The sequence below is a fragment of the Citrobacter sp. RHB21-C05 genome (genome assembly GCF_013889015.1).
In the GTDB taxonomy this organism is placed as follows: Bacteria; Pseudomonadota; Gammaproteobacteria; order Enterobacterales; family Enterobacteriaceae; genus Citrobacter_A; species Citrobacter_A sedlakii.
This window is the reverse complement of sequence record NZ_CP057611.1, coordinates 2822399-2836919: the sequence shown is the minus strand read 5'-3', so window position 1 is coordinate 2836919 and position 14521 is coordinate 2822399. Positions and strand designations below refer to the sequence as shown.

General features: G+C 55.3%; 10 protein-coding genes. 8 read left to right on the top strand and 2 right to left on the bottom strand.

What is annotated here, in order from left to right; all coding sequences use genetic code 11:
- Positions 1 to 4: 4 nt before the first annotated feature.
- Positions 5 to 973 (bottom strand): thioredoxin-disulfide reductase, encoded by a 969-nt coding sequence (trxB, locus tag HVX72_RS13655; RefSeq protein WP_042288179.1) that lies wholly within the window; start codon positions 971 to 973, stop codon positions 5 to 7.
- 543 nt (positions 974 to 1516) lie between these two features.
- On the opposite strand from trxB, the gene lrp reads away from it, so the two are divergent.
- The 8 genes from lrp (at position 1517) to HVX72_RS13615 (ending at position 13620) form a co-directional block, all read left to right on the top strand.
- Positions 1517 to 2011, top strand: coding sequence for a leucine-responsive transcriptional regulator Lrp (gene lrp / locus HVX72_RS13650; RefSeq protein ID WP_000228469.1), 495 nt, complete (start codon positions 1517 to 1519; stop codon positions 2009 to 2011).
- Between the two features lie 134 nt (positions 2012 to 2145).
- Positions 2146 to 5955, top strand: a complete 3810-nt coding sequence (ftsK, locus tag HVX72_RS13645) for a DNA translocase FtsK (RefSeq protein WP_181821599.1) — start codon at positions 2146 to 2148, stop codon at positions 5953 to 5955.
- Between the two features lie 145 nt (positions 5956 to 6100).
- Positions 6101 to 6712: an outer membrane lipoprotein chaperone LolA gene (gene lolA / locus HVX72_RS13640; RefSeq protein ID WP_042288173.1), complete on the top strand. Its 612-nt coding sequence runs from the start codon at positions 6101 to 6103 to the stop codon at positions 6710 to 6712.
- A gap of 8 nt (positions 6713 to 6720) precedes the next feature.
- A complete protein-coding gene (rarA, locus tag HVX72_RS13635) occupies positions 6721 to 8064 on the top strand; it encodes a replication-associated recombination protein RarA (RefSeq protein ID WP_060569521.1) in 1344 nt (447 codons plus the stop codon).
- A gap of 91 nt (positions 8065 to 8155) precedes the next feature.
- Positions 8156 to 9448 (top strand): serine--tRNA ligase, encoded by a 1293-nt coding sequence (gene serS / locus HVX72_RS13630; protein ID WP_042288170.1) that lies wholly within the window; start codon positions 8156 to 8158, stop codon positions 9446 to 9448.
- Positions 9449 to 9682: 234 nt separating this feature from the next.
- Positions 9683 to 12127: a dimethylsulfoxide reductase subunit A gene (gene dmsA / locus HVX72_RS13625; protein ID WP_181821598.1), complete on the top strand. Its 2445-nt coding sequence runs from the start codon at positions 9683 to 9685 to the stop codon at positions 12125 to 12127.
- Between the two features lie 10 nt (positions 12128 to 12137).
- Positions 12138 to 12755 carry a dimethylsulfoxide reductase iron-sulfur subunit DmsB gene (gene dmsB, locus HVX72_RS13620; RefSeq protein WP_181821597.1) on the top strand — a complete coding sequence of 206 codons (618 nt, stop codon included), beginning with the start codon at positions 12138 to 12140 and terminating at the stop codon, positions 12753 to 12755.
- A 1-nt stretch (position 12756) separates the two neighbouring features.
- Positions 12757 to 13620, top strand: a complete 864-nt coding sequence (locus tag HVX72_RS13615) for a dimethyl sulfoxide reductase anchor subunit family protein (RefSeq protein ID WP_181821596.1) — start codon at positions 12757 to 12759, stop codon at positions 13618 to 13620.
- A 73-nt stretch (positions 13621 to 13693) separates the two neighbouring features.
- Here HVX72_RS13615 and ycaC read toward each other — a convergent pair whose 3' ends face one another.
- Positions 13694 to 14320 (bottom strand): isochorismate family cysteine hydrolase YcaC, encoded by a 627-nt coding sequence (ycaC, locus tag HVX72_RS13610; protein ID WP_042288161.1) that lies wholly within the window; start codon positions 14318 to 14320, stop codon positions 13694 to 13696.
- Positions 14321 to 14521: the final 201 nt, after the last annotated feature.

Genomic DNA, 14521 nt, shown 5'->3' with positions numbered 1-14521 from the left:
AAACTTATTTGCACGCGTCGGCTAAACCGTCGAGATAGCGTTCGGCATCCAGCGCAGCCATACAGCCAGTACCCGCCGAGGTGATCGCCTGACGATAAATGTGATCCATTACGTCGCCTGCCGCGAAAACACCCGGGACGCTGGTCTGCGTCGCGTTGCCGTGAATACCGGACTGCACTTTAATGTAACCATTTTCAAGTTCCAGTTGCCCCTCGAAAATCGCCGTGTTCGGGCTATGGCCGATCGCGACAAACAGACCCGCCACGTCCAGGGTTTCAATGTTGTCGGCATTCTGCGTGTCGCGCAGACGCAGCCCTGTTACGCCCATCTGATCGCCGGTTACCTCTTCCAGAGTACGGTGGGTATGCAGCACGATATTGCCGTTTTCCACTTTATCCATCAGACGCTTGATCAGGATTTTTTCCGCACGGAAGCTGTCGCGACGGTGAATCAGGTGTACCTCGGCGGCGATGTTTGCCAGATACAGCGCCTCTTCAACGGCAGTATTGCCGCCACCGATAACCGCCACTTTCTGGTTGCGGTAGAAAAAACCGTCACAGGTGGCGCAGGCGGACACACCGCGGCCTTTGAACGCCTCTTCAGAAGGCAGACCGAGATAACGCGCGGACGCGCCGGTCGCAATAATCAGCGCATCGCAGGTGTATTCCGCACTGTCGCCCGTCAGACGAAAAGGACGATTTTGCAGATCCACCTTATTGATGTGATCGAAAATAATTTCGGTGTCGAATTTGGTTGCATGTTCATGCATGCGTTCCATCAGCAGCGGCCCGGTCAGATCGTTAGGATCGCCCGGCCAGTTCTCCACTTCCGTCGTGGTGGTCAGTTGACCGCCTTTTTCCATGCCGGTGATTAACACCGGCTGCAGGTTTGCGCGCGCGGCGTAGACCGCAGCGGTATATCCCGCCGGGCCGGAACCCAGGATAAGCAGTTTACTGTGTTTGGTCGTGCCCATGAGATCCCCATAGTTGTTGGCAGGCAATGGGCAGGATTGTAGGGAATTTACCGGCGTAAAAAAAGAGTGCAGCGATTTTGTTAACAATTTGTGTAATAGGGACGGACAATCGGTGCGCCGTTTCGCCGCAAGGGTATAACCAAATCTACTTAAAAGTGGTCAGTTATAAGGTGATAAAATGACGAATTGTCACCACTCGCAATGAATAACTGGCATGTTGTACTAAAAATCGATGTTTTACTTTGACAATCCCCTGCTGTTTTGCGAAAACATTCGAGGAAGAAAAAACAGTGTTATGTGTGTGCTGCATAATCATGCATGTAAATACCATGTTTACCGGGCTAGCGAAATCTACGCATGGCGTGGACAGACGCCATTCGTGATGTCGATAGCTGCCTTCAGGCAACGGTCTTCTCACCACGGACGCAGGCTTGCGCGCCGCTAATCCCTCTGGGTTCGGTCTGTGGTGATGGGCATCGACTCTGAACATGATGTTTATAGAGTCAGGCAGGAGTAGGGAAGGAATACAGAGAGACAATAATAATGGTAGATAGCAAGAAGCGCCCTGGCAAAGATCTCGACCGTATCGATCGTAACATTCTTAATGAGCTGCAAAAGGATGGGCGTATTTCCAACGTCGAGCTTTCTAAACGAGTGGGTCTTTCCCCGACGCCGTGTCTTGAGCGTGTGCGTCGTCTGGAAAGACAGGGTTTCATTCAGGGCTATACGGCACTGTTAAACCCACATTATCTGGATGCATCACTTCTGGTATTTGTTGAGATTACTCTGAATCGTGGCGCGCCGGATGTGTTTGAACAATTTAACGCCGCTGTACAAAAACTTGAAGAGATTCAAGAGTGTCATTTGGTTTCAGGTGATTTCGACTACTTGTTGAAAACGCGTGTACCGGATATGTCAGCCTACCGTAAGCTGCTGGGTGAAACCCTGCTGCGACTGCCTGGCGTAAATGACACGCGTACCTATGTGGTGATGGAAGAAGTCAAACAGAGTAATCGTCTGGTTATTAAGACACGCTAATACGGAACAGGTGCAAAATCGGCGTATTTTGATTACACTCCTGTTAATCCATACAGCAACAGTGCCGGGGCAACCCGGTGCTGTTGTCCGTTTTAGCACCGGGCAGGAAAAGCCTGAAACCTGGAGAGCCTTTTTTGAGCCAGGAATACACTGAAGACAAAGAAGTCACATTGACAAAGTTAAGCAGCGGGCGCCGACTTCTGGAGGCGTTGCTCATCCTTATTGCGCTTTTTGCCGTCTGGCTGATGGCCGCCTTACTCAGCTTCAATCCTTCCGATCCCAGCTGGTCGCAAACGGCCTGGCATGAGCCTATCCACAATCTGGGGGGGATCCCCGGCGCGTGGCTGGCAGACACGTTATTCTTTATCTTCGGGGTCATGGCATACACCATCCCGGTGATCATTGTCGGCGGATGCTGGTTTGCCTGGCGGCACCAGGCCACCGATGACTATATCGACTATTTTGCCGTTTCGCTGCGACTGATCGGCGTTCTGGCGCTGATTCTGACCTCCTGCGGCCTCGCTGCAATTAATGCCGATGATATCTGGTATTTTGCTTCTGGCGGAGTGATCGGCAGCCTGCTGAGCACCACTCTGCAACCGTTGCTGCACAGTAGCGGCGGCACGATCGCGCTGCTGTGTATTTGGGCGGCAGGGTTAACGCTTTTTACCGGCTGGTCCTGGGTTACCATCGCTGAAAAAATCGGCGGCTGGCTGCTCAATATTCTGACTTTCGCCAGCAATCGCACCCGTCGTGACGATACCTGGGTGGAAGACGACTATGACGATGAAGACGAGTACGAAGACGAGGCCGAGGGTGTGCAGCGTGAATCTCGTCGCGCACGCATCCTGCGTGGCGCGCTGGCGCGACGTAAACGTCTGGCGGAGAAATTTATCAATCCTCATGGTCGTCAGACCGATGCGGCGCTGTTTTCCGGTAAACGTATGGATGACGAAGATGACATTGCCTGGAGCGCTCGCGGCGTACCGGCGGATCCTGGCGATGTTCTGTTCTCGGGGCATCGGGCAACCCAGCCGGACTATGACGAATTCGATCCCCTGTTAAACGGTCACTCCGTCACTGAACCCGTCGCCGCTGCCGCTGCGGCAACCGCTGCGACGCAGACCTGGGCTGCGCCTGCTGATCCGGTGATGCAAACGCCGCAGGTGCCAGGCGCGGAACCTGTCCCGACCCCGCCGACCGTGGAATGGCAACCTGTTCCCGGCCCGCAGACGGGCGAACCGGTGATTGCCCCTTCGCCGGACGGCTATCCGTCCCGGACGCCATCTCCTTCGCAAACAACGTCACATTACGCGCCGCAGCAGCAGCCTGTACAACCTGAGCCGTCGTATTACGCGCCACAGCAGGTTACAGCCCCTTACGTTGAACCTGCCGCGCCGCAACCGCAGTGGCAGGAGCCGGAGCTGACGCAACCGCCTGAGCCGGTACAACCCGTTGCGTATCCGCCGCCGGTTCAGCAACCTGAGTCGGACTACGCCCATCAACCCGTGACAGCGACGCAGCCGACTGCCGAACCTGAGCCCGTGGTTGAAGAGAAAAAACCCGCGCGTCCGCCGCTGTACTATTTTGAAGAAGTTGAGGAAAAACGCGCCCGCGAGCGTGAGCAGTTAGCCGCATGGTATCAGCCGATACCGGAACCGGTGAAAGAGCCTCAGCCGGTAAAACCCGCGGTTTCTGCTGCTGTTCCGCCAGTTGAATCGGCGGCGGTCGCGCCTGTCGCCGCTGGGGTTAAGGGCGCCACCCAGGCTGCCGGCGTATCCGCCGCCGCCGCGCCGGTATTTAGCCTGGCGAACGGCGGTGCGCCGCGTCCGCAGGTGAAAGAAGGTATTGGTCCCCAGTTGCCGCGTCCAAATCGTGTGCGTGTCCCGACGCGTCGTGAGCTGGCGTCGTATGGCATCAAGCTTCCTTCCCAGCGTATGGCCGAAGAGAGGGCGCGCGAAGCGGAGCTGCATGACGAGCACTATAGCGACGACGAAATCGACGCCATGCAGCAAGACGAACTGGCGCGTCAGTTCGCCCAGTCGCAGCAGAGCCGTTATGGCGAGACGTATCAGCACGATTCACAGCAGGCAGAAGATGATGATGCCGCGGCAGAAGCTGAGCTGGCCCGTCAGTTTGCTTCATCGCAGCAACAGCGTTATTCCGGTGAACAGCCTGTCGGAGCGAACCCTTTCTCTCTGGACGATTTTGCCTTTTCGCCAATGAAAGCGCTGGTGGATGAAGGGCCGCATGAACCGTTGTTTACGCCGGGCGTAATGCCTGAACCGGCGCAACCGCAACAGCCAGTCGCGCCGCAGCAGCATTTTCAGCAACCGCAGCAGCCGGTCGCGCCGCAGCAGCACTATCAGCAACCGCAGCAGCCGGTCGCGCAACAACCTCAGGAAAGCCTGATCCATCCGTTGTTGATGCGTAACGGTGACAGCCGTCCGTTGCAAAAACCGACTACGCCGCTGCCGTCGCTGGATCTGCTGACGCCGCCGCCGAGCGAAGTAGAACCTGTCGACACGTTTGCGCTGGAACAGATGGCGCGTCTGGTCGAAGCACGCCTGGCTGACTTCCGTATTAAAGCGGATGTGGTGAACTATTCACCTGGCCCGGTGATCACGCGTTTTGAGTTGAACCTGGCGCCGGGTGTTAAAGCCGCGCGTATTTCTAACCTCTCCCGCGACCTGGCGCGTTCGCTCTCGACCGTCGCGGTGCGCGTGGTCGAAGTGATTCCGGGCAAACCCTATGTGGGCCTGGAGCTGCCGAACAAGAAACGTCAGACCGTTTATTTGCGTGAGGTTCTGGATAACGCCAAATTCCGCGAAAATCCGTCACCGCTTACCGTGGTGTTGGGTAAAGACATTGCCGGCGATCCGGTGGTGGCCGATCTGGCGAAAATGCCGCATCTGCTGGTAGCAGGGACTACCGGGTCCGGTAAATCCGTTGGCGTTAACGCCATGATCCTGAGCATGTTGTACAAAGCGCAGCCGGAAGACGTGCGCTTTATCATGATCGACCCGAAAATGCTCGAACTGTCGGTATATGAAGGAATCCCGCATCTGCTGACGGAAGTGGTGACCGATATGAAAGACGCCGCCAATGCGTTGCGCTGGAGCGTGAACGAGATGGAGCGTCGTTATAAACTGATGTCCGCGCTTGGCGTGCGTAACCTGGCCGGTTACAACGAGAAAATCGCTGAGGCGGCGCGGATGGGGCGTCCGATTCCGGATCCATACTGGAAGCCGGGCGACAGTATGGACGCTCAGCACCCGGTACTGGAAAAACTGCCGTACATTGTCGTGCTGGTCGATGAGTTCGCCGACCTGATGATGACCGTTGGTAAGAAAGTCGAAGAACTGATTGCCCGCCTGGCGCAAAAAGCGCGTGCGGCGGGGATTCACCTGGTGCTGGCGACGCAGCGTCCGTCCGTTGACGTGATTACCGGTCTGATCAAAGCCAACATCCCGACCCGTATCGCCTTTACGGTTTCCAGTAAAATTGATTCGCGCACCATTCTCGATCAGGGCGGCGCCGAATCTTTACTGGGAATGGGGGATATGCTTTATTCCGGGCCTAACTCCACCATGCCGGTACGCGTTCACGGCGCCTTTGTTCGTGACCAGGAAGTGCATGCCGTGGTCCAGGACTGGAAAGCGCGCGGTCGTCCACAATATGTCGACGGTATTACGTCCGACAGCGAAAGCGAAGGCGGCGGCGGTGGCTTTGACGGCGGCGAAGAGCTGGATCCGTTATTCGATCAGGCGGTCAACTTTGTGACTGAAAAACGCAAGGCTTCTATCTCAGGCGTACAGCGCCAGTTCCGTATCGGTTACAACCGTGCGGCGAGAATTATCGAACAGATGGAGGCGCAGGGGATCGTCAGCGAGCAGGGCCATAATGGTAACCGTGAAGTGCTGGCGCCGCCGCCCTTTGAGTAACTCTGTTGGCCGGATAAGTCGCAAGAGGCTATACGGCCAATAACCACGAATTCAGTTTAATCTTCTTTCCTCACGCTGAATTTTGGCCTGGAATGGATAGCAGAAGGAACTCCCGGTCGGGAGTGACGTATTTTGAGGAATAACAATGAAAAAAATTGCCATCACCTGTGCTTTGCTTTCAGGGTTCGTTGTCAGTAGCGTTTGGGCAGATGCCGCGAGCGATCTGAAAAGCCGTCTGGATAAAGTGAGCAGCTTCCATGCCAGCTTCACGCAAAAAGTGACAGATGGCAGCGGCACCGCCGTTCAGGAAGGCCAGGGCGATCTGTGGGTAAAGCGTCCCAATCTGTTTAACTGGCATATGACGCAGCCTGACGAAAGTATTCTGGTGTCCGACGGTAAAACCCTGTGGTTTTACAACCCGTTCGTTGAGCAGGCTACCGCCACCTGGCTGAAAGACGCGACCGGCAATACGCCATTTATGCTCATTGCCCGCAACCAGTCCAGCGACTGGCAGCAGTATAATATCAAGCAAAATGGCGATGATTTTGTGCTGACGCCGAAAGCCAGCAACGGAAACCTGAAGCAGTTCACCATCAATGTGGGACGTGACGGGACGATTCATCAGTTCAGCGCCGTGGAACAGGACGACCAGCGCAGCAGTTACCAGCTGAAATCTCAGCAGAACGGCGCGGTCGACGCATCGAAATTTACCTTTACCCCACCGCAAGGCGTAACGGTAGACGACCAACGTAAGTAGAGGCATGAGTGAGCAATCTGTCGCTCGATTTTTCAGATAATACTTTTCAGCCACTGGCCGCGCGGATGCGGCCAGAAAATTTAGCGCAGTATATCGGCCAGCAGCATCTGCTGGCCGCAGGCAAGCCCTTGCCCCGCGCTATTGAAGCCGGGCATCTGCATTCCATGATCCTGTGGGGGCCGCCCGGGACCGGGAAAACCACTCTTGCCGAAGTGATTGCCCGTTATGCCGACGCTGACGTTGAGCGGATATCCGCCGTTACGTCCGGCGTCAAAGAGATCCGCGAAGCCATTGAACGCGCGCGGCAAAATCGAAATGCCGGGCGTCGTACAATCCTGTTTGTCGACGAAGTTCATCGCTTCAACAAAAGCCAACAGGACGCCTTTTTGCCGCATATTGAAGACGGCACTATTACCTTTATCGGCGCGACAACGGAAAACCCGTCTTTTGAGTTGAATTCCGCATTGCTTTCCCGTGCGCGTGTCTATCTGCTGAAATCGTTGACGACCGGAGACATCGAACAGGTTCTCACTCAGGCGATGGAGGATAAATCCCGTGGCTACGGGGGTCAGGATATCGTGCTGCCGGATGAAACGCGTCGGGCGATTGCTGAACTGGTCAACGGTGATGCCCGTCGGGCGTTGAATACGCTGGAAATGATGGCTGATATGGCGGAAGTCGACGACAGCGGTAAACGCGTTCTCCTTCCGGCATTGCTGACCGAGATTGCCGGAGAGCGCAGCGCCCGTTTCGACAATAAGGGCGATCGTTTTTACGATTTGATTTCCGCGCTGCATAAGTCGGTGCGCGGCAGCGCGCCGGATGCGGCGCTCTACTGGTATGCGCGTATCATCACCGCGGGCGGCGATCCGTTGTATGTTGCGCGCCGCTGCCTGGCTATCGCCTCAGAAGATGTCGGCAATGCCGATCCGCGTGCGATGCAGGTCGCGATTTCCGCATGGGACTGCTTTACTCGCGTTGGTCCAGCAGAAGGCGAGCGTGCCATTGCGCAGGCGATTGTGTATCTTGCCTGCGCGCCGAAAAGTAATGCGGTCTATACCGCCTTCAAAGCGGCCATGTCGGATGCCAGAGAACGTCCGGACTACGATGTGCCTGTCCATCTGCGCAATGCGCCGACGAAGCTGATGAAGGAGATGGGCTACGGTCAGGAATACCGTTATGCCCACGATGAGCCGAATGCCTACGCCGCGGGCGAAGAATATTTTCCTCAGGAAATGGCACAAACGCGTTATTATCATCCCACCAACAGAGGTCTTGAGGGCAAGATTGGCGAAAAGCTCGCCTGGCTCGCCGGACAGGATCAAAATAGCCCTATAAAACGCTACCGTTAGTGCAGGCGTTGCGGTAATGTTGGCACTGTATCCCTGTGACTGCAGGCTGTGGTCACATTTCCTCTTTTAATTCGATAAGCACAGGATAAGCATGCTCGATCCCAATCTGCTGCGTAATGAGCCAGACGCAGTCGCTGAAAAACTGGCACGCCGGGGCTTTAAGCTGGATGTAGATAAGCTGCGCGCTCTTGAAGAGCGTCGTAAAGTTTTGCAGGTCAATACGGAAAACCTGCAGGCAGAGCGTAACTCTCGATCGAAATCCATCGGCCAGGCAAAAGCGCGCGGGGAAGATATCGAGCCTTTACGTCTGGAAGTGAACAAGCTTGGTGAAGAGCTGGACGCAGCGAAAGCCGAACTGGACGTTCTGCAGGCTGAGATCCGTGACATCGCGCTGAACATTCCAAACCTGCCTGCTGACGAAGTGCCGGTGGGGAAAGATGAAAACGACAACGTTGAAGTCAGCCGCTGGGGTACCCCGCGCGAGTTTGATTTCGACGTGCGCGATCACGTCACGCTGGGTGAAATGCATACCGGTCTTGATTTTGCCGCTGCCGTGAAGCTGACGGGTTCGCGTTTTGTGGTCATGAAAGGGCAGATTGCCCGTATGCACCGTGCGCTTTCTCAGTTCATGCTTGATCTGCACACTGAACAGCATGGTTATAGCGAAAATTACGTTCCGTATCTGGTTAACCACGACACGCTGTATGGTACCGGACAGTTGCCGAAGTTTGCCGGCGATCTGTTCCATACCCGTCCGCTGGAAGAAGAAGCGGACAGCAGCAACTATGCGCTGATCCCAACGGCGGAAGTGCCGCTGACCAACCTGGTGCGTGATGAAATCATCGACGAAGATCAACTGCCGATCAAAATGACCGCGCACACGCCGTGCTTCCGTTCCGAAGCCGGTTCATATGGTCGCGATACCCGTGGTCTGATCCGTATGCACCAGTTCGACAAAGTGGAAATGGTGCAGATCGTCCGTCCGGAAGATTCCATGGCGGCGCTGGAAGAGATGACCGGCCACGCCGAAAAAGTGCTGCAGTTGCTGGGTCTGCCGTATCGTAAGATTATCCTTTGCACGGGTGATATGGGTTTTGGCGCCTGCAAAACTTACGATCTGGAAGTCTGGATCCCGGCGCAGAATACCTATCGCGAAATCTCTTCCTGCTCGAACGTCTGGGATTTCCAGGCACGCCGTATGCAGGCACGCTGCCGCAGTAAGTCCGACAAAAAGACCCGTCTGGTACATACCCTGAACGGCTCTGGTCTGGCGGTAGGACGTACGCTGGTTGCGGTGATGGAAAACTATCAGCAGGCTGATGGCCGCATTCAGGTGCCGGAAGTACTGCGTCCATATATGAACGGACTGGAATATATTGGCTGATAGTTACGCCATCCTTCCCTAAAAAAGCGCCTGATGGCGCTTTTTTTGTGCCTGTTTGACACCGGACAATAATTCATACTCCCTACGGAGTAATACTACCTTCGAATGAAATTCAGCATTTTTCGCTGTCATCCTACTATTTCGTTGTATATGTAACTATATAGCGTCGCATTCATATTCAAATAATAACGTTAATTTTTGCACTTTTACTGTGAGCAAGCAGAGTGAGCCATTATGAAAACTAAGATCCCCGATGCCGTTATGGCAGCTGAGGTGAGTCGTCGTGGTTTAGTAAAAACGACGGCCATAGGCGGTCTGGCAATGGCCAGCAGCGCGTTTACCCTGCCATTTACCCGAATCGCTAACGCCGCCGAAGCCATCAGCCCGGCGCAGGCCAGCGAAAAAGTTATCTGGAGCGCGTGTACCGTGAACTGCGGCAGCCGTTGCCCGCTGCGTATGCATGTGGTGGATGGCGAAATCAAATACGTTGAAACAGACAATACCGGCGATGATCGCTACGATGGTCTGCATCAGGTAAGGGCGTGCCTGCGTGGGCGTTCAATGCGTCGTCGCGTTTATAATCCGGATCGTCTTAAGTATCCAATGAAGCGCGTTGGCAAACGCGGTGAAGGAAAGTTTGAACGCATCAGTTGGGATGAAGCCTACGACATCATCGCCAGCAATATGCAGCGGCTGATCAAAGAGTACGGTAACGAATCCATCTATCTGAACTACGGTACCGGGACGTTGGGCGGCACGTTAACCCGCTCATGGCCGCCAGGGAAAACGCTGGTCGCGCGTTTGATGAACTGCTGTGGCGGCTACCTCAACCACTACGGCGATTACTCTTCAGCCCAGATAGCCGCCGGTCTGAACTACACCTATGGCGGGTGGGCCGACGGAAACAGCCCATCCGACATTGAAAACAGTAAACTGGTTGTACTGTTTGGCAATAACCCAGGTGAAACGCGCATGAGCGGCGGTGGGGTAACCTACTACCTTGAGCAGGCGCGACAGAAGTCTAACGCCCGGATGATTATCATCGATCCGCGTTACACCGATACCGGCGCGGGCCGCGAAGATGAGTGGATCCCGATTCGCCCGGGAACCGATGCGGCGCTGGTGAATGCGCTGGCTTATGTTCTGATTACCGAAAACATGGTCGATCAGCCGTTCCTCGACAAATACTGCGTGGGCTACGATGAAAAAACGCTGCCCGCCAGCGCGCCGAAAAACGGTCATTACAAAGCCTATATTCTGGGGAAAGGTAAAGACGGCATAGCCAAAACGCCTGAATGGGCGGCGCAGATCACCGGCATTCCGGCAGACCGCATCGTGAAACTGGCACGTGAAATTGGCAGCGCGAAACCCGCGTACATTTGCCAGGGCTGGGGACCGCAGCGTCACGCGAACGGTGAAATCGCGACCCGTGCGATCTCGATGCTGGCGATCCTGACCGGTAACGTGGGTATTAACGGCGGCAACAGCGGCGCGCGTGAAGGCTCTTACTCGCTGCCTTTTGAGCGTATGCCGACGCTGGAAAACCCGGTTGAAACAAGTATCTCAATGTTTATGTGGACGGATGCCATTGAGCGCGGCCCGGAAATGACCGCGCTGCGTGACGGCGTGCGTGGCAAAGATAAGCTCGACGTGCCGATTAAAATGATCTGGAACTATGCAGGTAACTGCCTGATCAACCAGCACTCTGAAATCAACCGCACCCATGAAATCCTGCAGGACGACAAGAAGTGCGAAATGATTGTCGTCATTGACTGTCATATGACCTCGTCGGCGAAATACGCCGATATTCTGCTGCCGGACTGCACGGCTTCTGAGCAGATGGACTTCGCGCTGGATGCCTCCTGCGGCAACATGTCCTACGTTATCTTCGCTGACCAGGCCATCAAGCCGCGCTTTGAGTGCAAGACCATCTACCAGATGACCAGCGAGCTGGCGAAGCGTCTGGGCGTGGAGGCGCAATTCACCGAGGGGCGCACGCAGGAAGAGTGGATGCGTCATCTGTACGAGCAGTCGCGTAAAGCGATTCCCGATCTGCCGACCTTTGAAGCGTTCCGCAAGCAGGGCATCTTTAAACAGCGCGATCCGCAAGGGCATCACGTGGCGTATAAAGCCTTCCGTGAAGACCCGCAGGCGAACCCGCTGACCACCCCGTCGGGCAAAATCGAAATCTACTCGCAGGAACTGGCCGAGATAGCTGCGACCTGGGAGTTGCCGGAAGGGGACGTGATCGATCCATTACCGATCTACACCCCGGGCTTTGAGAATTACAACGATCCGCTGACGAAAGACTATCCGTTACAGCTGACGGGCTTCCACTATAAGTCTCGCGTCCACTCCACCTATGGCAACGTTGAGGTGCTGAAAGCGGCCTGCCGCCAGGAAATGTGGATCAACCCGCTTGATGCTCAGAAGCGCGGTATCAGCAATGGCGATAAGGTGCGTATTTTCAACGGTCGAGGCGAGCTGCACATTGAGGCGAAAGTCACACCGCGCATGATGCCGGGCGTCGTCGCGTTAGGGGAAGGGGCGTGGTACGACCCGGATGCAAAACGCATCGATCAGGGCGGTTGTATCAACGTGCTGACCACCCAGCGTCCGTCTCCTCTTGCTAAGGGGAACCCGTCACATACGAACCTTGTTCAGGTTGAGAAGGTGTAAGGAGTAGCCGATGACAACCCAGTATGGATTTTTTATTGATTCCAGCCGTTGCACCGGTTGCAAAACCTGCGAACTGGCCTGTAAAGATTATAAAGACTTAACCCCGGACGTCAGCTTCCGGCGCATCTACGAGTATGCAGGCGGCGACTGGCAGGAGGATAACGGCGTCTGGCACCAGAACGTCTTTGCCTACTATTTGTCCATTTCGTGTAACCATTGTGAAGACCCGGCCTGTACCAAGGTGTGCCCAAGCGGGGCGATGCATAAACGGGAAGACGGTTTTGTGGTGGTCGATGAAGATGTGTGCATTGGCTGCCGCTACTGCCATATGGCTTGCCCGTACGGCGCGCCACAATACAATGCCGCCAAAGGTCATATGACCAAATGCGACGGCTGCCATGACCGTGTGGCGGAAGGTAAAAAACCGATCTGTGTGGAATCCTGTCCGCTGCGCGCGCTGGACTTCGGTCCGATTGATGAACTGCGTAAAAAACACGGCGATCTGGCCGCTGTCGCTCCGCTGCCGGGGGCGCATTTCACTAAACCTAATATTGTAATCAAACCTAACGCCAACAGCCGCCCGACGGGAGACACCACGGGTTATCTGGCCAATCCGAAGGAGGTGTAAGATGGGAAGTGGATGGCATGAATGGCCGCTAATGATCTTCACGGTCTTCGGGCAGTGTGTAGTCGGTGGCTTTATCGTTCTGGCGCTGGCGCTGATCAAAGGCGACCTGCGCGCAGAGACGCAGCAGCGGGTGATCCGCTGTATGTTTGCGTTATGGGTATTGATGGGGATTGGTTTTATCGCCTCCATGCTGCACCTCGGCTCGCCGATGCGCGCGTTTAATTCGCTGAATCGCGTAGGGTCGTCGGCGCTGAGTAATGAAATCGCCAGCGGCTCTGTTTTCTTTGCGATTGGCGGTATCGGCTGGCTGCTGGCCGTGATGAAAAAGCTCTCTCCGGCGTTACGCACAGTGTGGCTGATCGTCACCATGATTCTGGGCGTGATATTTGTCTGGATGATGGTTCGCGTTTATAACAGCATCGATACCGTACCGACCTGGTACAGCCTCTGGACGCCGATGGGCTTCTTCCTGACGCTGTTTTTGGGGGGGCCGCTGCTCGGTTACCTGCTGCTGCGCGTGGCTGACGTCGATGGCTGGGCGATGCGTCTGCTGCCTGCGGTTTCACTGCTGGCGCTGGTTGTGAGCGCGGTTATGTCGGTGATGCAAGGCGCCGAGCTGGCGACTATCCATAGCTCCATTCAGCAGGCGTCGGCGCTGGTGCCGGGTTACGGTACGCTGATGGCCTGGCGCATAGTTGTTCTCACCGTGGCGCTCTGCTGCTGGATTGTGCCGCAGTTGAAAGGCTACCAGCCGGCGGTACCGCTGCTTTCGGTAGCATTTGTTCTGCTGTTGGTCGGTGAACTGATTGGCCGCGGCGTGTTCTACGGTCTGCATATGACCGTGGGCGTAGCGGTAGCCAGTTAACGTACAGGGAATTACCGGATGGCGACAACGCCATCCGGCTCTCTCACTAAACCGGGGCGTTGACCCCGGTTTTCTATTTCTGCTTCGTCAGGGTATCGTAGCTGGTCATCAGGTTACGGTAATCCGGAATATGATTTGAGAACAGCGTCGCCAGCCCCTCAATGTCATTGCGCCAGTCGCGATGAAGCTCACAGGCGACGCCAAACCATGTCATTAACTGCGCGCCAGCCTGCGACATTCGATCCCACGCCGACAGGCGGGTAATGTCATTGAACGTGCCCGAGGCATCGGTCACCACAAAAACGTCAAACCCTTCCTCAATGGCCGAAAGCGCCGGGAACGCCACGCAAACCTCAGTGACTACACCGGCAATGATCAACTGTTTTTTCCCTGTCGCCTTCACGGCGTTGACAAAGTCTTCGTTATCCCAGGCGTTGATATTGCCGGGACGCGCAATGTAGGGGGCGTCCGGAAATTGCGCCTTCAGTTCGGGGACCAGCGGCCCGTTTGGACCCGTTTCAAAACTGGTTGTCAGGATAGTCGGCAGCTTAAAATATTTGGCTAAATCACCGAGGGCGAGAACGTTATTCTTGAATTTATCGGGATCGATATCCCTGACCAGTGAGAGCAATCCGGCCTGGTGATCGACCAGAAGAACCGCAGCATCATTTTTATCGAGACGAACATAAGGCTTAGCCATTTCTTCTCCTTGAGAGAGTCAGCGAAACACCCGAAACCAACCGGGTGCGGGAGGTTCACTCAAAGCATAGAACGGAAAAAAAATTGTTGGTGGGACTATGAGATTTTTCGACCAAACGACGCGGCGCCTTTTAGCGATAAATCAATAAAAACAGCCACCTGAGTGGGACGCTGTAGTAAGAATACATTTTCTCAATCAATA